18 protein-coding genes are annotated in these 17,828 nt (G+C 62.9%); 4 read left to right on the top strand and 14 right to left on the bottom strand.

The genetic code is table 11. From position 1 onward, the window contains the following. Nucleotides 1–333: 333 nt before the first annotated feature. The 3 genes from ACNHGR_RS19235 to epsC form a co-directional block, all read right to left on the bottom strand. Nucleotides 334–549: a hypothetical protein gene (locus tag ACNHGR_RS19235; RefSeq protein ID WP_475288090.1), complete on the bottom strand. Its 216-nt coding sequence runs from the start codon at nt 547–549 to the stop codon at nt 334–336. 133 nt (nt 550–682) lie between these two features. Further along, nucleotides 683–1,033 (bottom strand): DUF2794 domain-containing protein, encoded by a 351-nt coding sequence (locus tag ACNHGR_RS19230; protein ID WP_184270873.1) that lies wholly within the window; start codon nt 1,031–1,033, stop codon nt 683–685. Continuing rightward, complete coding sequence (epsC, locus tag ACNHGR_RS19225) at nt 1,033–1,746, bottom strand: serine O-acetyltransferase EpsC (RefSeq protein ID WP_184270870.1); 714 nt, start codon at nt 1,744–1,746, stop codon at nt 1,033–1,035. Before epsC ends, ACNHGR_RS19230 begins: the two co-directional genes overlap by 1 nt. 174 nt (nt 1,747–1,920) lie before the next feature. Between epsC and ACNHGR_RS19220 the strand changes: the two genes are divergently transcribed. Next, nucleotides 1,921–2,694 carry a sulfite exporter TauE/SafE family protein gene (locus ACNHGR_RS19220; protein WP_184270867.1) on the top strand — a complete coding sequence of 258 codons (774 nt, stop codon included), beginning with the start codon at nt 1,921–1,923 and terminating at the stop codon, nt 2,692–2,694. A gap of 39 nt (nt 2,695–2,733) precedes the next feature. Next, nucleotides 2,734–3,663: a hydrogen peroxide-inducible genes activator gene (locus ACNHGR_RS19215; RefSeq protein ID WP_475288087.1), complete on the top strand. Its 930-nt coding sequence runs from the start codon at nt 2,734–2,736 to the stop codon at nt 3,661–3,663. A 79-nt stretch (nt 3,664–3,742) separates the two neighbouring features. Here ACNHGR_RS19215 and ACNHGR_RS19210 read toward each other — a convergent pair whose 3' ends face one another. Genes ACNHGR_RS19210 through pgsA form a run of 3 tightly spaced genes read right to left on the bottom strand, consistent with a single transcriptional unit; the run spans nt 3,743 to nt 5,008 of the window. After that, complete coding sequence (locus ACNHGR_RS19210) at nt 3,743–4,189, bottom strand: molybdenum cofactor biosynthesis protein MoaE (protein ID WP_475288085.1); 447 nt, start codon at nt 4,187–4,189, stop codon at nt 3,743–3,745. Further along, nucleotides 4,186–4,440: a molybdopterin converting factor subunit 1 gene (gene moaD / locus ACNHGR_RS19205; protein ID WP_475288083.1), complete on the bottom strand. Its 255-nt coding sequence runs from the start codon at nt 4,438–4,440 to the stop codon at nt 4,186–4,188. The genes ACNHGR_RS19210 and moaD overlap by 4 nt, the downstream gene beginning before the upstream one ends. Before the next feature lie 4 nt (nt 4,441–4,444). Further along, nucleotides 4,445–5,008, bottom strand: coding sequence for a CDP-diacylglycerol--glycerol-3-phosphate 3-phosphatidyltransferase (pgsA, locus tag ACNHGR_RS19200; RefSeq protein ID WP_184272483.1), 564 nt, complete (start codon nt 5,006–5,008; stop codon nt 4,445–4,447). A 131-nt stretch (nt 5,009–5,139) separates the two neighbouring features. On the opposite strand from pgsA, the gene ACNHGR_RS19195 reads away from it, so the two are divergent. Then, entirely contained in the window at nt 5,140–6,450 is a 1,311-nt protein-coding gene (locus ACNHGR_RS19195) for an MFS transporter (RefSeq protein WP_184270854.1), read from the top strand. Nucleotides 6,451–6,473: 23 nt separating this feature from the next. Here the strand turns inward: ACNHGR_RS19195 and ACNHGR_RS19190 are convergent, their stop codons facing one another. Further along, the gene (locus ACNHGR_RS19190) at nt 6,474–6,671 is read right to left on the bottom strand and encodes a hypothetical protein (RefSeq protein ID WP_184270852.1); all 198 of its coding nucleotides are present in this window, start codon (nt 6,669–6,671) and stop codon (nt 6,474–6,476) included. 108 nt (nt 6,672–6,779) lie between these two features. Between ACNHGR_RS19190 and ACNHGR_RS19185 the strand changes: the two genes are divergently transcribed. Then, complete coding sequence (locus tag ACNHGR_RS19185) at nt 6,780–8,840, top strand: transglycosylase domain-containing protein (protein ID WP_475288082.1); 2,061 nt, start codon at nt 6,780–6,782, stop codon at nt 8,838–8,840. 42 nt (nt 8,841–8,882) lie between these two features. On the opposite strand, the gene ACNHGR_RS19180 is transcribed toward ACNHGR_RS19185, so the two are convergent. From ACNHGR_RS19180 to mdh, 7 genes are all read right to left on the bottom strand, one after another. Then, complete coding sequence (locus tag ACNHGR_RS19180; RefSeq protein WP_475288080.1) at nt 8,883–9,557, bottom strand: hypothetical protein; 675 nt, start codon at nt 9,555–9,557, stop codon at nt 8,883–8,885. Between the two features lie 140 nt (nt 9,558–9,697). Then, complete coding sequence (gene lpdA, locus ACNHGR_RS19175; protein ID WP_475288079.1) at nt 9,698–11,098, bottom strand: dihydrolipoyl dehydrogenase; 1,401 nt, start codon at nt 11,096–11,098, stop codon at nt 9,698–9,700. Nucleotides 11,099–11,148: 50 nt separating this feature from the next. Next, nucleotides 11,149–11,415 carry a GIY-YIG nuclease family protein gene (locus tag ACNHGR_RS19170; protein WP_475288481.1) on the bottom strand — a complete coding sequence of 89 codons (267 nt, stop codon included), beginning with the start codon at nt 11,413–11,415 and terminating at the stop codon, nt 11,149–11,151. 76 nt (nt 11,416–11,491) lie between these two features. Next, nucleotides 11,492–12,754, bottom strand: a complete 1,263-nt coding sequence (gene odhB / locus ACNHGR_RS19165; RefSeq protein WP_184270842.1) for a 2-oxoglutarate dehydrogenase complex dihydrolipoyllysine-residue succinyltransferase — start codon at nt 12,752–12,754, stop codon at nt 11,492–11,494. Between the two features lie 8 nt (nt 12,755–12,762). Then, a complete protein-coding gene (locus ACNHGR_RS19160; RefSeq protein WP_475288078.1) occupies nt 12,763–15,558 on the bottom strand; it encodes a 2-oxoglutarate dehydrogenase E1 component in 2,796 nt (931 codons plus the stop codon). A gap of 88 nt (nt 15,559–15,646) precedes the next feature. Next, on the bottom strand, nt 15,647–16,531 hold the full coding sequence (sucD, locus tag ACNHGR_RS19155; RefSeq protein WP_475288076.1) for a succinate--CoA ligase subunit alpha: 885 nt from the start codon (nt 16,529–16,531) through the stop codon (nt 15,647–15,649). Nucleotides 16,532–16,632: 101 nt separating this feature from the next. Then, nucleotides 16,633–17,595, bottom strand: coding sequence for a malate dehydrogenase (gene mdh / locus ACNHGR_RS19150; RefSeq protein ID WP_184270830.1), 963 nt, complete (start codon nt 17,593–17,595; stop codon nt 16,633–16,635). Nucleotides 17,596–17,828: the final 233 nt, after the last annotated feature.

Below are 17,828 nucleotides of genomic sequence, written 5' to 3'. Positions count from 1 at the left end.
TGTCGAAGCCCTGCTCTTTTTTTTGGGCTTATGTTGGAAGAAAAGTGCGGCCCTTCGACAGGCTCAGGGCGAACGGATGTTTGCGTCTGGAAGCGACCAAAAGTGGACATCCAACATCCGTTCGGGCTGAGACTGTCGAAGCCCTGCTCTTTCTTTTGGGCTTATGTTGGAAGAAAAGTGCGGCCCTTCGACAGGCTCAGGGCGAACGGATGTTTGGGTCTGGAAGCGACCAGACGCAGACACTCGATCATTGCCATCCGTATCCCAAAACCCGCCGCTCATCAAAAATGGCCGGTCGAACGCCGAATAGCCAAATCTGGTGGAAAGCGGACGTCAGCGGTCGCTGTCGTCTGGCGCAGCGATGTGCCCGTCAGCATCTGCGTGAGCCATCCGCCCATCACGCCTACCTCGTAGGGTTTCGCGCTTGATCGCGCCTTTTTTCACCCACTCGATAGCGTCGTGGTCACGTTCAGCGAACATCGCCGTGATCTGCCCTTTGGACTGGCCGTCCATCACGCTTTTCAGAGTTTGGTGCTTGCTGCGGCTCATGTGCTTTTAATCGCACATTGGAGTATGTCCGCAATAGGGCGAATGTTGCCAGACGATTTTTCTTCGCGCAGCGTCAGCTACGGTCGATTATCTCCTTCAAACCTGACAGTCCGCAAAGCACCCAAAGCTGCCTTCAATCCTCCACAATCCGCAGCAGCTTACGTTCGACCGGTGCCAGCACGCCCTGCAATTCCTGGCCGCGCTTCAGGATCTGGCCGCCTTCGCCGACCAGCGCCCACATGCCCTGCCGATGGCGCAGCGCCGGGCGTTTTTCGATGCGATATTCGGGGCGTTCGGCGGCACGGCGGAAGGCGCTGAAGATCGCGGCTTCCCGCCCCATGTCCATCGCATAGTCGCGCCAGTGGCCGGCCGACACCATGCGGCCGTACAGGTCCATGATCCGCTGCAATTCCAGCCGGTCGAAACCGACCTGGCCGCCGCCCGGCCCCGCCCCCTGGTTCGGAAACGGCGTCACATTGGTCATCAGGCCCGGTCACGCTCCCTGAACAAGGGGGCGTCATCAGGCAGCACGGGCGCCTGCCGCTCGGCCATCAGTTCGGCGAGTCGCTTCTGCAACTGCTCCACCTCGCACTGGAGCATTTCCAGTTTCTGCTTTTCCGGATCGAAACAGTCCGAACAGGGCGTGCCATAGGGGACGAAGTCGCGCTGGTAGGCGGTCACGTCCACCAGCATCGCCCGCGCCGGGATGCCGACCATGGTGGCGCCGTCGGCCACATCCTTGGTCACCACGGCATTGGCGCCGACGCGGGCGCGCGCGCCGACCTGAATCGGGCCAAGCACCTGCGCACCCGACCCCACGATCACGCCATCGTGCAGCGTCGGATGGCGCTTGCCGGCGATGCCGTTGGCCGGGTCGGTGCCGCCCAGCGTGACATTCTGGTACAGGGTGACGTCGTCGCCAATCTCCGCCGTCTCCCCGATGACGGTGAAGCCATGGTCGATGAAGAAGCGCTTGCCGATCTTTGCGCCGGGATGAATGTCGTTACCGGTCAGGAAGCGCGAGAGGTGATTGACCGCGCGCGCGAGGAAGAAGAGTTTCGCCTGAAACAGCCGGTGGGCGACACGGTGGAAAGCGAGCGACCAGACGCCGGGATACAGCAGGATTTCGGCACGGGATCGGGGCGCGGGATCGCGGCTCTTCACCGAATCCAGATAGGCAATGAGGTTGCGCACCATGCGGACGTCCCTGATCGTTTCAACCGTTGTTATGAGCAACGCATATAAGGGAATGGTCCGCACTTTTCCAGATGGTGTCCGATATCACGCTTTTCCGACAGAAATAGAAACTTGCTTGGCAAGACCGGATATTCCTATCATGACAGTAGACAATATGAACCAGGGGGTTACCGGATGCTCGACACACTGATCGCCAATAGCGGCGATATCTGGCCGTTCATCCTGGTGGGATTCGGCGCCCAGATGATCGACGGGGCGCTGGGCATGGCCTATGGCGTAATTTCCAGCACCCTGTTGCTGGCGCTGGGGGTACCGCCCAGCCGCGCATCGGCCAGCGTCCACGTCGCGGAAACCTTCACCACCGGCGTGTCGGCTATCAGCCATATCCTGCACCGCAATGTCGACTGGAAGCTGTTTTCCAAGCTTATCATCCCCGGCGTGATCGGCGGCGTGGCCGGCGCCTATCTGCTGTCCAACATCGACGGCGCGGTGGTGAAGCCCTTCGTGCAAATCTATCTCGCCTCGATCGGCGTCTACCTGATCTGGCGCGGCTTCCACCTGCCGCCCAAGCCGCGCGATCCCAAATGGGTGACTCCGCTGGGTCTGGTCGGCGGCTTCATGGATGCGTCGGGCGGTGGCGGCTGGGGGCCGGTCGTGACATCCAACCTGCTGTTGCAAGGGTCCAGCCCGCGCCACACGATCGGCACGGTCAACACGGTCGAATTCATTCTGACCACCTCGATCAGCCTGACCTTCCTGCTCCACCTCGGCTGGGAAACCTTCACCACCTACACGCTGGGCCTGCTGATCGGCGGCGTGGTGGCGGCGCCGTTCGGCGCGATGCTGGCCCGCCATGTCGCACCGCGCGTCCTGTTTTCGGCGGTGGGCGTCATCCTTACGCTGACATCGCTGTTCGGTGTCGCGAAGTGGCTTGGATATATCGGCTGAGACGCTTATATTCGACTTTCTGATCGAGGAAGCCGATAAATGTCCAGTTACCTGCCCACGCTGAAACAGCTGCAATATCTGGTTGCGCTGAAGGAACAGGGCCATTTCGGCAAGGCGGCGGACAGTTGCTTCGTCACCCAGTCCACCCTGTCGGCGGGCATCCGCGAACTGGAGTCGCTTATCGGCGTGACGCTGGTCGAGCGGACGCGGCGGGTAGTACGCTTCACGGCGCTGGGCGACCGGATCGTGGAAAAGGCGCATCGCGTGCTGCGCGAGGCGGAGGAACTGGCGGCGATCGCGCAGGCTTCGGGCAAGCCGCTGAGCGGTGAATTGCGGATGAGCGTGATCCCGACCATCGCCCCCTTCCTGCTGCCGCGCCTGCTGCCCCGGTTGCGGGCGGAGCGGCCAGAACTCAAGCTGTTCCTGCGCGAGGAGACGAGCCAGGCAGCGATCGAATCGCTGCGCCACGGCAATGTCGATTGCGTGCTGCTCGCCCTGCCCTTCCCCATGGGCGACATGGACAGCGAGATATTGTTTGCGGACCGGCTCTATGTCGCCTTCCCGCAGGACGAGCCGAGCAATCCGCCCGACTGGATCGAACCGGACATGATCGACGAAAGCAAATTACTGCTGCTGGAGGACGGCCACTGTCTGAAGGATCATGCGCTGGCGGCCTGCAACCGGCCCGACCTGCGCGCCAGCACGACGATGATGGGGACGTCGCTGCATACGCTGATCCAGATGGTCGACAATGGGCTGGGCGTGACGATGATCCCGGAAATGGCGATCGCCGGCGGCATATTGGAGCATACGAAGATCACCGCGCGACCGCTGGATTCGGAACGCTCCTCGCGCGACATTGCCTTGGTATGGCGGCGCAACAGCCCGCGGGAAAAGGAATTCCGTCTGCTCGTGGGCATATTGCGTGACGCGGCGGCCACCAGTTGCCGCCTGTCGGAAGCGGCCTGACACCAACGCCGTTCGTTTCGAGCATCTCGTGAAGCGCTGCGCCAGCCGCTTCTCGCCTTCGCTCGAAGCGACCGGGTTCTTATTCGCCCTTCCAGCCTTCCGCCTTGGCCGCATCCTCTGCCCGCGCCGCCACCCATGCGGTCGCACCGTCGGCGAAATGCTCCTTCTTCCAGAAGGGCGCATGCGATTTCAGCCAGTCGATGAGGAAGGCGCAGCTTTCCAGTGCAGCGGTGCGGTGGCGCGAGGCGGTGCCGACAAAGACGATGCGGGCGCCCGGTTCCAGCCGACCGAAGCGATGGATCACACTGACGCCCAGCAGCGGCCAGCGAGCCAGCGCCTCGTCCACGATGCGGTCGACCTGCGCCTGCGTCATCGCCGGATAATGTTCCAGTTCCAGGGCGGTCAGGCCGCCTTCCCCGCGCACCACGCCGGTGAAGCTGGCCACGCCGCCCCCGCCCAGCGATTCGAGCGTGGCGAGTTGCGCGGCGACATCGAAATCCTCGGGCTGGATGGCGACCTGCTTCATCCGCCGGTGACCGGGGGGAAGAGCGCCACTTCACGCGCATCGCCGATGACGGTGTCGAGCGGCGCGAAATGCTGATCGATGGCGGCGCGCAATTTCGTGGGATCGCCGAGCGCCTGTGCATAGCCGCCACCACGCGCGGCCAGTCCAGCGATCAGATCGGCGACCGTCGTGCCCGGCGCGGGGCGTTCGATCCGCTCATCATCGCGACCGATGCTTTCGCGCACCCAGGCGAAATAAACGACCGTCAGCATGGGATCAGTCCATATGCTTGATGCCGACGCGCAGATAATCCCAGCCGGTAATCAACGTCAGGATGGCGGCGGCCCAGAGCGTCACGATACCCACCGCCTGCACGAAAGGATATTGCGGGACGGCCCCGGCCAGGATCAGCGCGCCCAGCGCGATGATCTGACAGGTGGTCTTCCACTTGGCGAGCCGCGATACCGGTACCGATACCTGCAAGCCGGCCAGAAATTCGCGCAGGCCCGACACGGCGATTTCGCGCAAAAGGATAATCATCGCGGCGGCGATATGGATACCGGTGATGTCACGGGTCGCCGCCAGCATCAGGATGACCGCGCCGACCATGATCTTGTCCGCGATCGGGTCCAGGAACACGCCCAGTTTCGACACGGTACCCTGCGCCCGAGCCAGATAACCGTCGAAATAATCGGTGATGCCCATCAGGCAGTAAAGGCCGAAGGCCAGCGCATAGCCGGTAGTCCAGCGGGCGCCGAGTTCGGCCGGCCACAGGAGCGCCACCAGCAGCGGCACGGTGAAGATGCGCGAAAGCGTCAGCAAATTGGGCAGCGTCAGCATGGCCGCGAAGTGCCACAGTCCAAGGCAGTGCACAAGCATGACCGTATCCTCGTGCAACGCTATTGGACATGGACGCCGCCAGCGGCTAGACCCCGCCCCGGTCGATAACGGGAAAGAAGACCCCCTGATCCATGCAAGCCTCTCTCAGGCTCTTGAACAAGCGCCGTTTTCTGCCGCTGTTCATCACCCAGCTGCTGGGTGCGTTCAACGATAATCTGTTCAAGAACGCGATGGTGCTGTTCGTCGTGTACCAGGTCTATAACGATGAAAAGTCGGAAACCTGGTTCAGCGCGCTGGCGACCGGCGTCTTCATCCTGCCCTTCTTCCTGATGTCCGCGCTGTCCGGCCAGTTGGCGGACCAGCGTGACAAGGCCGTCATCATCCGATGGGTGAAGGCGGCGGAAATCGGGATCATGGTGGTCGGCGCGACTGGACTCGCCCTGATCTGGAGCGGGATCGCCATTCATACGCTGGCGATTCCCCTGTTGCTGGCGGCCCTGTTCGCCATGGGCATTCACTCCACCTTCTTCGGGCCGATCAAATATGCGATCCTGCCCCAGCATCTGCATGATGATGAAGTGCTGGGCGGCACGGGACTGGTCGAGGCCGGCACCTATATCGCGATCCTGGCAGGTACGATTCTTGCCGGCATCATCCCGGTGCAGGTTGCGGCGGTCGGCATCATCGTCACCGCGCTGATCGGCTATGTCGCCGGGCGAAAGGTGCCGTCGGCGCCGTCGCTGCTGGAAAAGCAGCCGATCGATTTTCACATCATCCGATCGTCCATCACGCTGGTGCGCGGCACGATGCACATCCGCCGGCTGTTCCTGGCGATTATGTCGATCAGCCTGTTCTGGGCGGTCGGTTCGATCCTGTTCATCCAGTTCCCGCCGCTGGTGAAGAATGTGCTGACCGCGGACAAGCCGGTCGCCAGCCTGTTCCTGGCCATCTTCTCGATCGGGATCGCCATCGGTTCGATCGCGATCAACCGGCTGTTGCAGGGCCATGTGTCGGCCAAATATGCGCCCGCGTCGGTCATCGGCATGGGCCTGTGCATCGTCGCCTTCCACATCGTGTGCGATCTGTGGACGCCGGCCGCCAATGGCCAGATGCTCTCGCTGACGGGCTTCCTCGCTCACCCGCTCGCCATCCCGCTATCGCTTTGCCTGCTGGGCGTCGCGACCTTCGGTGGCATGTTCGTGGTGCCGCTCTACGCCTTCCTGACCACCACGGTCGAAAAGTGCGAGGCAGCACGCACCGTGGCGGCCAACAATATCGTCAATTCCGGCGCAATGGTGGTCGGGTCGCTGTGCGCCATCGGCCTCAGCATCGCGGGCGTATCGGTGGTGATGCAGTTGCTGCTGGTCGCCGTACTGACCCTGCCCTGCGCGGCGATGGCCTGGACCCTGCACAAGGCGTGCGACGGGCCGCTATGCCATTGACCGGTTCGCCCCCGGTCGGCCTGTCAGAAGATGAAGCTGTAGAAGGCCGTGAAGAACGCCGCGAAGCTCAGCCCGAACAATTTCCAGTCACTGTCGTCATCCCGCACCCGCTTCAGGCGGGCGGGACCATCCTCCACCACGCGCAGCACATGGGCGGGCAGCCGCTGGCGGAAGGGATGGCGGGCGGACTCGGTGGTCAGGACGAGGGGACGGTTTCGCATGGCATGTGGTTAACGCAAAATTTACCATATCGACCAGCGCATTTTATGCTTAATTCCGGCCTGTCCCGCCACGGGACAGGCTTGACTGTATGATGTTAATAATACAGCATGATCGAAGAGATGACCGAGCCCACGCCTGCCGATCCCGCCACGCTGCCGCCGCGCGCCTTTGGTGAAGGGCCGCCCAGCGCTTTCGCCCGTCCAACGCCCTGGCGCCGCCGGTTGCAGATCGGCGGATGGGTGGTCGCCGTCGGCCTTGCCGTACTGATGATCCTGATCGCCTGGCTGGCGATCACGGCGCCCCTGTCCCGATCGCTGAAGCCCATCGCCCCGCCCGCGATCAGCCTGATGTCGGCGGACGGCCATCTGATCGCCCGGCGCGGCGCGGTGATCGACAAGCCCGTTACCGTCGCCGAACTGCCCGCCCATGTGCCACAGGCCTTCATGGCGATCGAGGATCGCCGGTTCCAGAGCCATTGGGGCGTCGACCCGCGCGGCATCGCGCGCGCCATGTGGCATAATCTCTGGTCGGACGGGTCGTCACAGGGCGGCAGCACCATCACCCAGCAGCTCGCCAAGGGCGTATTCCTCTCCAGTGACCGCACCTTCGGCCGCAAGGCGCGCGAGGCGCTGATCGCAGTCTGGCTGGAAGCCTGGCTGACCAAGGATCAGATCATGGAGAGATATCTCTCCAACGTCTATTTCGGCGACAATGTATACGGATTGCGCGCTGCCGCGCTGCATTATTTCAACCGCTCGCCCGACCGACTGACCATCCCGCAGGCGGCGATGCTGGCGGGCCTGCTGAAGGCACCGTCGCGGCTGGCCCCCACGTCCAACCTGAAGGGCGCCCGCGCACGCGCCGCGCTGGTGACGCAGGCGATGGTCGATGCCGGCTATATCAGTCAGGCAGAGCGCAACGCCCTGCCGCCGGTGCGGCTCAACGTGCATGACGATCCCGATCCGACCAGCGGCACCTATTTCGCCGACTGGGTACTGCCGCAGGCGCGCGATCGGGCCGGCGCCGTCTATGGCGAGCAGGAGGTGGCGACGACGCTCGACTGGCGCATTCAGCGGCTCGCCGAAGCCGCGATCCGCCGCGCGCCGCTGGGTGGCGCGCAGGCAGCACTGGTGGCGATGAAACCCGACGGCAGCGTCGTCGCCATGGTCGGTGGCAAGAATTACGAGAAGAGCAGCTTCAACCGCGCGGTGCAGGCGAAGCGCCAGCCGGGTTCGACCTTCAAGCTGTTCGTCTACCTCGCCGCCTTCCGCGCGGGCATGACCCCGGACGACATGATCGACGATACGCCGATCACCACCGGCACATACCGCCCGGCCAATCACAGCGGCAAATATCGCGGCCGCATCACCCTGCGTCAGGCCTTCGCAGCGTCCAGCAATGTCGCGGCGGTGCGGCTGACGCAAAAGGTCGGCGTCGACAATGTCATCAAGGTCGCCCGCGACCTGGGCGTCACCGCGCCGCTGACCGAGGATCTGAGCCTGGCGCTCGGTACGTCGGAAATTCCGCTGGTCGAACTGGCCGAAGCCTATGCTTCGGTCGCGGCGGGCGCCTACCCGGTGGTCGCTCATGGCCTGCCGCCCGAAGAACAGGGCTGGTTCGAGAAACTGATGCAGCGCCAGCGCAAGTTCAGCGACGACCAACTGGAAATGATCCGCGACCTGCTGTCGTCGGCCGCCAATCGCGGCACCGGCAGCGCGGCGGCGCTGCGCACCAGCACCTTCGGCAAGACCGGCACGACGCAGGACAGCCGCGACGCGATCTTCGTGGGCTATGCCGGCGGTCTGGTGACGGCCGTGTGGATCGGCAATGACGACAATGCCCCCCTGCCGGGCGGCGCGGCCGGCGGCGGCGTGCCCGCGCGCATCTGGCGCAATTTCATGAGCGGCGCGATCAACGAACCGGTCGAGGACGCGCCGGAGGAAACGCAGGACGCCGATCTGGTCAATGCCATCGCCAATGTGACGGTGGAAACCGGCATCGGCAATGTCGGCCTGGGCGTGGATGAAGGCGGGATGACGGTGAATATCGGCGGCGGGCAGATACGGTTGCCGATCGACCAGCGCCCGCCGGTGCCGGCCGACGGCGCCCCACCGCCCCGGATCGCACCGACGCAACCGGGCGAAGGCGAGGATAGCGGGCCGCAATAGTTAGCGGTGCGGCTGATTTGGGTGGGGAGCGGACGAATCCTTTTAATGAGGAAGGGCGCGGAACTGCCCGGCTGAACCCAACTGAATTTCGACCCGATGCCGAATATAATCATCTGGATGATTTCGAGCGATATATATCGCTTCAGCTATGAGCGCTGAAGCGTCGTAAGAATAATCGCTTTCATCTAGCGACAACATTGGGATGATGCGCTGCCGAACATATGTGCTGTCGGTATCCACGAACTTTTGAAGCATCGCCTCTCCAAAGCGCCGACGTGCATCCCGGTAATGCCGTTCGCTGTCGTCGCCTCGTACCCAGTATGCCGCGCTAACTGCCCCTCCCTGCTCATTTTCTGATGCGTTCAAGAGAAGCTTCGTAAGCCGCTCCATAACGCGCCGTGCTCCCATTGCCTTCACCGCAGGCTCCACAAAGAAACGATTTGTGCTAGGATTTCGCTCGTTGACGCCTTTCTGCAAAAATAGCGCGGCGAGATGTTTTGGGGCGGCTTGCCTGTTAAAAACAGCATGAACGAAGGTTCGCCGGTCAGAATCTTCCACGGCTTCCTCGACCCACCGCCAGCCGTCCGAAGCATCCAATGAAGCTCCGGTCCGCACGGCTTTACGGGTCTCGATGACGATCAACCTCGCTGGACGGTCATCGAAGGGATTATCATCCTCTGCCTTCACCCAGCGCCGAAATTGACTTTCCCAATCCATGCAGCCCCCTCTGTTGAACGCATTATTCCATCGAACCTCAATGTCCGCAATTGGTCGTAGCTTGCACCTTAATTCCTATAACGAAAAAGGCCCCCGCAACGCGGAGGCCCCTTCCCTATCTCGCGATAAGCGAGAACCGATCACATGTGGATCGGCTTGCCGGTGACGGCCATGGCCGCTTCCTTGATCGCTTCGCTGTGCGTCGGGTGCGCGTGGCAGGTATAGGCGATGTCTTCGCTCGACGCGCCGAATTCCATGGCCTGTGCCGCCTGCGCGATCATGGTGCCGGCAACGGTGGCGATGATCCACACGCCCAGCACCTTGTCGGTTTCCGCGTCCGCGATGATCTTCACGAAGCCGTCCGGCTCGTGATTGGTCTTCGCGCGGCTGTTCGCCATCATCGGGAACTTGCCGACCTTGATCGCGCCCTTTTCCTTGGCCGCTTCCTCGGTCAGGCCCACGCCCGCGATTTCCGGCTTGGTGTAGACGACCGAGGGGATCACGTCATGGTTCACGATGCCGGTCAGGCCCGCGATGTTCTCCGCAACCGCAATGCCTTCGTCTTCGGCCTTGTGCGCCAGCATCGGGCCGGGGATGACGTCGCCGATCGCCCAGACGCCCGGAACCTTGGTCGCGAAGTCATGATCGGTTTCGATCTGGCTGCGCGCGTTGAGTTCTAAACCGATCTTGTCGAGGCCCAAACCTTCGGTGTTGGGACGGCGACCGATCGACACGAGCACCACATCGGCCTCGATCTTCTCCGCGTCGCCACCGGTGGCCGGTTCGACGGTCAGGGTCACGCCCTTCTTGCCGACTTCGGCGCCCGTCACCTTGGTGCCAAGCTTATATTCGAAGCCCTGCTTCTTGAAGATCTTGTTGGCTTCCTTGCGGACTTCGCCGTCCATGCCGGGCAGGATCTGGTCGAGATATTCGACCACAGTGACCTTGGCGCCGAGGCGCTTCCAGACGCTGCCCAGTTCCAGACCGATGACCCCGCCGCCGACGACGACCAGATGGCCCGGCACCTTGTCCAGTTCCAGCGCGCCGGTCGAATCGACGATCTTGCCGCCCGCATTGTCGACCGCCACGCCGGGAAGCGGCGCGACCGAAGAACCGGTGGCGATGACGATGTTCTTCGCCGTCACCTTTTCGCCATTCACTTCGACGGTGTTGGCGCCGGTGAAGGTTGCGAGGCCCTTCAACCAGGTCACCTTGTTCTTCTTGAACAGATATTCGATGCCGCCGGTCAGGCCCTTGATCGCGTCGACGCGCTGGCCCTGCATGGTGGGCAGGTCCAGGCTCATCTTGTCGATCTTGACGCCCAGCTTGGCGAGCGCGCCATTGGCGGCTTCGTCATACAGTTCCGACGCGTGCAGCAGCGCCTTGGACGGGATGCAGCCCACATTGAGGCAGGTACCGCCCAGCGTTTCGCGGCTTTCGGCGCAGGCGGTCTTGAGGCCAAGCTGCGCCGCGCGGATCGCGGCGACGTAGCCACCGGGGCCAGCGCCGATTACCAGGACGTCATAATCGAAATCAGCCATCGTTCTTCTTCCTCATTGTGTTCCTGCGAACGCAGGAACCCAGGGCGTCGTCAGAACAGCGTATCGAACAAATCCCGCCATTGCGGATTTTCCCGTTCGATCAACTCGATCTTCCAGGCGCGTTTCCATTTCTTCATCCGCAATTCGCGTTGTCGCGCTTCCTGCAGATCATCATATGCTTCGAACCAGACCAACATGGTGCAGCCATGGTCCTTCGTAAAGCCATCCACCAGAGCGTTGCGATGCTGATATGCCCTGGCGGCCAGGTCACTCGTCACACCCAGATAGAGGGTGCCGTTGCGCCTGCTGGCCATCAGATAGACATATCCCGCTTTCGTTGCACTTCTCCGCCCTGGGCTCCTGCTTTCGCAGGAGCACACTGGGAAATACGCCTTACAGGTCGATCAGCAGACGGGTCGGATCTTCGATCGCGTTCTTGACCGCGACGAGGAAGGTGACCGCTTCGCGACCGTCGATCAGGCGGTGATCGTAGCTGAGCGCCAGATACATCATCGGACGGATCACGATTTCGCCATTGCGCACGACCGGACGGTCCTCAATGCGGTGCAGGCCCAGAACCGCCGACTGGGGAGGGTTGATGATCGGGCTGGACAGCAGCGAGCCGAATACGCCGCCATTGGAGATGGTGAAGGTGCCGCCCTTCATATCTTCCATCGTCAGCTTGCCTTCCTTGGCCTTCTTGCCGAAGCCGCCGATGGTCTTTTCGATGTCGGCGACGCTCAGCGATTCCGCATTGCGGATGACCGGAACGACCAGGCCGGTCGGGGCCGAGACGGCGACCGAGATGTCGGCGAAATCGTTATAGACGATCTCGTCGCCTTCGATCTGCGCATTGACGCCCGGAATGTCGCGCAGCGCCATGCAGACGGCCTTGGTGAAGAAGCCCATGAAGCCCAGACGGACGCCATGCTTCTTCTCGAACAGGTCCTTATACTTGGCGCGCGCCTCGATGACGTTGGTCATGTCAACGTCGTTGTACGTGGTCAGGAGCGCGGCATTGTTCTGCGCTTCCTTCAGACGCTTGGCGACGGTCTGGCGCAGGCGGGTCATCTTGACGCGTTCCTGCTTGCGGCTTGGGCCAGAAACCGAAGCGCCGGCCGGCGCGTCGGCGGCAGGCGCAGCGGCGGCGGCACCGGCAGCAGCCTTGGCCGTGCCAGCGGCGGCGGCGGCGGTGACGTCGTCCTTGGTCAGGCGGCCGTCCTTGCCGGTGCCCTTGATCTTGCTGGGGTCAAGGCCATGTTCCAGCACCAGACGGCGAACCGCCGGCGACAGGGTCAGGTTGCCGCCTTCTTCGTCGTCCGAAGCGGCAGGCGCCGACGCGGCCGGGGCCGGGGCGGCGGCTTCCGCCTTGGCGGCGGGTGCGGCAGCAGCGGGCGCAGGCGCCGCAGCGGCCGAACCGCCTTCGTTCACATAAGCCAGCAGCGCGCCGACTTCGACCGTGTCGCCTTCCTTGGCGATGATGTCGCCCATGACACCGGCAACCGTCGAAGGCACGTCGACCGCGACCTTGTCGGTTTCCAGGCTGACGATGGGCTCGTCGACCTTGACGGCTTCACCGGGCTTCTTGAGCCACTGGCCCACGGTTGCTTCGGTAACGGATTCGCCCAGGGTAGGGACTTTAACTTCGGTAGCCATGAGCTTGATCAGCCTTTCTTCTGGCGACGGATTTCTTCACGAACGCTGTGACCCAGCGCATCGGCGACGAGGGCGCCCTGTTCGGACACATGGCGCGACGCCAGGCCCGTGGCGGGCGAAGCGGACGCCTTGCGACCGGCATAGCGGGCGCGCATCGGCGCCTTGCCGGCATTGGCCAGCGCTTCCTCGATATAGGGTTCAACGAAGAACCATGCGCCGTTGTTGCGCGGTTCTTCCTGACACCAGACGACCTCTTCCAGATTGGTCATGCGCTCGATGCGCTTGGCCAGGGCATCGGTCGCGAACGGGTAGATCTGTTCGATGCGAACGATCTGCACATCCGTGTCGCCATGCTGGTCGCGGGCTTCCATCAGGTCGTAGAAGACCTTGCCGGAACACAGGATCAGGCGCTTGGTATCCTTGTCGGCCGAACCGTTCGGATCGGACAGAATGCGCTTGAAGTGCGTTTCGCCCAGGAAGTCCTCGGCCTTGCTGACCGCGCCCTTGTGCCGCAGCAGCGACTTGGGCGCCATGATGATGAGCGGCTTGCGGAAGGGCCGCAGCATCTGGCGACGCAGCGCGTGGAAATAATTGGCCGGGGTCGTGATGTTTGCGACCTGGATATTCCCTTCGGCGCAGAGCTGAAGGTAACGTTCCAGACGGGCCGAGCTATGTTCCGGACCCTGCCCTTCATAGCCGTGCGGCAACAGGCAGACGAGACCGTTGGAGCGCAGCCACTTAGTTTCCGACGAGGCGATATACTGGTCGAAGATGATCTGCGCGCCGTTGGCGAAATCGCCGAACTGCGCTTCCCAGATGACCAGGCTCTTCGGGTCCGCCAGGGCGAAACCATATTCGAAGCCCAGCACGCCATATTCGGACAGCGGCGAATCCAGCACCTCGAACCGGCCATGCGGGACGGTCGAAAGCGGGATATATTTCTTTTCGCTGTCCTGATCGGTCCACACCGCATGACGCTGGCTGAACGTGCCGCGACCCGAGTCCTGACCCGACAGGCGCACGCCATAGCCTTCCGACAGCAGCGAACCGAAGGCCAGCGCCTCACCGGTCGCCCAGTCGAAATTCTCGCCGGTCTTGAACATCTCGGCCTTGGCATCCAGCACGCGCTTGAGCGTCTTGTGGACATTATGGCCTTCCGGAACGGTCGTCAGGGTCTTGCCAAGGCCATCGAACAGCTTGTTGCTGATCGCGGATTCGACGCTCTGGCGCGACGTTTCAGCGTCGGCCGGCTTGTGCAGCCCCGACCAGCGACCGGCAAACCAGTCCGCCTTGTTCGACTTGTAGCTCTTGGCCGCCTCGAACTCGTCTTCCAGATGATTGACGAAATCGCCCGTCACCTTGGTGACATAGTCGTCGTCCACCACGCCTTCATTCTTCAGCCGCGCCGAATAGACGTCGCTGACCGGCGGATGCTGGCGGATTTCCTTGTACATCAGCGGCTGCGTGAAGCCCGGCTCGTCGCCTTCATTATGGCCGAAGCGGCGATAGCACCACATGTCGACCACGACGTCGCGATGGAAGGTCTGGCGATATTCCATCGCCAGCTTCGTCGCGAAGGTCACGGCTTCGGGATCGTCGCCATTGACGTGCAGGATCGGCGCCTGGACACCCTTCGCCACGTCCGACGGATAGGGCGATCCGCGCGAGAATTGCGGGCTGGTGGTGAAGCCGATCTGGTTGTTGATGATGAAGTGGACGCAACCGCCGGTATTATAGCCGGGCACGCCCGAGAAGCCGAGGCACTCCCACACGATGCCCTGACCCGCGAACGCCGCGTCACCATGGATCAGCACCGGCAGGACCTGCTCATGCTTGCCAAGGTCGTCACGGAAGGTCTGCTGCGCGCGGACCTTGCCCAGCACCACCGGATCGACTGTTTCGAGGTGCGACGGGTTGGGGACCAGCGACATGTGGACCTTGATGCCGTCGAACTCACGGTCGGTCGAGGTGCCGAGGTGATATTTCACGTCGCCCGAACCGCCGACATCTTCGGGATTGGCGGTGCCGCCCGAAAATTCGTGGAAGATGACGCGGAAGCCCTTGGCCATCACATTGGCGAGGACATTGAGGCGGCCACGATGGGCCATGCCGAACACGATTTCGCGCACGCCGGACTGGCCACCATATTTGATGACCGCTTCCAGCGCGGGAATCATGGACTCGCCACCATCGAGGCCGAAGCGCTTGGTGCCGACATATTTGCGGCCCAGGAACTTCTCATACTGCTCGCCCTGGATGACCTTGGCCAGGATCGCCTTCTTGCCCTCGGGCGTGAAGTGGATTTCCTTGTCCTTGCCTTCCAGCCGGTCCTGCAGGAACTTGCGCTCCGCCACGTCGGCGATGTGCATATATTCAAGGCCGACATTGCCGCAATAATTGGCGCGCAGGATCGCGACGATCTCAGCCACAGTCGCATATTGCAGGCCCAGCGTGCCGCCCAGATAGACCTTCTTGGCGGGATCGGTCAGGCCGTGATATTCCGGCGTCAGGTCAGCCGGCAGATCACGCTTGGAAAGACCCAGCGGATCGAGATTGGCGGCCAGATGGCCACGCACCCGATAGGTGCGGATCAGCATCTGCGCGCGGATGGCGTCGTCAGCGGCAGCGACGGCGTCGGCGTCCGACACGGGCTTGCCCACGGCCTTGGCGGCGGCCTTCACGGCGACCTGCATCTGGGTGGGGTCCATCGCCCCGGTCAGATCGTCGGTATCGCTCAGCGGCCAGTTGTCGCGCGCCCAGCTTGGGCCTCGCTCTATCTCGAATTCCTGGTTCTCGTAACCCATTACCCTAGTCCCATCCCAGCCGCGTGCAGTCGCGGAGCGGGAAAATAGCGGCCGGGGTGCAGCCCGGCCGCCTGTATATAGGGGCTGATTAGCCCTTCAGCACTTCGACCAGCGTCGAACCCAGCTCGGACGGGCTGGCAGCGACCTTGATGCCGGCAGCTTCCATCGCCGCGATCTTGCTTTCGGCGTCGCCCTTGCCGCCCGACACGATCGCGCCGGCATGGCCCATGCGACGGCCCGGAGGGGCGGTACGCCCCGCAATGAAGCCGGCCATCGGCTTCTTGCGGCCCTTCTTGGCCTCGTCGATCAGGAACTGGGCGGCCTGCTCTTCCGCGTCGCCGCCGATTTCACCGATCATGATGATCGATTCGGTTGCGTCGTCGGCCAGGAACAGTTCCAGCACGTCGATGAAGTTGGTGCCGTTGACCGGATCGCCGCCGATGCCGACGGCCGTGGTCTGGCCCAGGCCCGCATTGGTGGTCTGGAACACGGCTTCATAGGTCAGGGTGCCGGAACGCGACACGACGCCGACCGAACCCTTGGAGAAGATCGAACCGGGCATGATGCCGATCTTGCACTCGCCGGGGGTCAGGACGCCGGGGCAGTTCGGGCCGATCAGGCGCGACTTCGAACCCGACAAAGCGCGCTTCACGCGGACCATGTCAAGGACGGGGATGCCTTCGGTGATCGCGACGATCAGCGGGATTTCGGCGTCGATCGCTTCCAGGATCGAGTCGGCCGCGAATGGCGGCGGCACGTAGATGACCGAAGCGTCAGCACCGGTCTTCGACTTGGCTTCCGCAACGGTGTCATACATGGGCAGGCCGATATGGGTCGTGCCGCCCTTTCCGGGGGTCACGCCGGCAACCATCTGGGTGCCGTAGGCCAGAGCCTGTTCGGTGTGGAAGGTGCCGGTGGCACCGGTCATACCCTGGGTGATGACCTTGGTGTTCTTGTTCACCAGAATGGACATGCGTGTCCCTCTATCTTCTGTGGAAGTGGCACTTGGGGTCTAAAAGCGGCCCGTCCCAGGCTGCGCACTTACCTGGGACGAACCGGTGCAAGCTTGTCGGCTCAGGCGAGCGAGGGATCGATGCCCTTGCACGCTTCCAGCAATTCCTTCACGGCGTCGACCGACACCTGAAGGTTCGCCTTGGCTTCGTCGTTCAGCTCGATCTCGATGACCTGCTCGACGCCGTCCTTGCCGATGATGACCGGCACGCCGACATAGAGATTGTCGACGCCATACTGGCCGGTCAGGTTCGCGGCGCAGGGCAGCAGGCGCTTCTTGTCGCCCAGATAGGCTTCAGCCATGGCGATCGCGCTGGTGGCGGGCGCATAGAAGGCCGAACCGGTCTTGAGCAGGGCTACGATCTCGCCGCCGCCCGAACGGGTGCGCTTGACGATGGCGTCGATGCGCTCCTGCGTCGAACGGCCCTGCTTGATCAGGTCGGGAACGGGGATGCCGGCGACGGTCGAATATTCGATGACCGGCACCATCGTGTCGCCATGGCCGCCCAGAACGAAGCTGGTGACGTCCTTGGCCGAGACGTCGAATTCTTCGGCGAGGAAGTGGTTGAAGCGCGAACTGTCCAGCACGCCGGCCATGCCGACGACCTTGTTGTGGGGCAGACCCGAAAATTCGCGCAGCGCCCACACCATCGCGTCGAGCGGGTTGGTGATGCAGATGACGAAGGCGTCGGGCGCGTTGGCGGCGATGCCCTCACCCACGGCCTTCATGACCTTGAGGTTGATGCCCAGCAGGTCGTCGCGGCTCATGCCCGGCTTGCGCGCCACGCCAGCGGTGACGATGATGACGTCCGCGCCCGCAATGTCGGCATAATCGTTCGAGCCGGTGATCTTCGCGTCGAACCCTTCTACCGATGCGCACTGCGACAGATCGAGCGCCTTGCCCTGCGGCACGCCCTCTACGACGTCGAACAAGACGATATCGCCCAGACCCTTGAGCGCCGCGAGATGCGCCAGCGTGCCGCCGATATTGCCTGCGCCGATGAGCGCGATCTTGTTACGGGCCATATGCAATCATCCTCCAAGTCTTGAACTACTGGAATTGCTGGTCCGCCTACGCCCTTCGAACAGGGGTTTCAACCGCCGAAATCCGCCAGAGGCAAATTATCTTTGCAATTCGTTCGCAATTGCATTAAGACCGATTCACACCCTGTCGCTGAGGGCTTCTACCCTGGTCCTCAGCCTTCCCTGCAGAGGTATCCTGTCGGGTGTCGTCGTGATCGATGACACCCGACCTGTTT

This window comes from Sphingobium sp. RS1, assembly GCF_056156825.1.
Note: the sequence above shows the minus strand (reverse complement) of the source record. Positions and strands in the feature narration are given on the sequence as shown.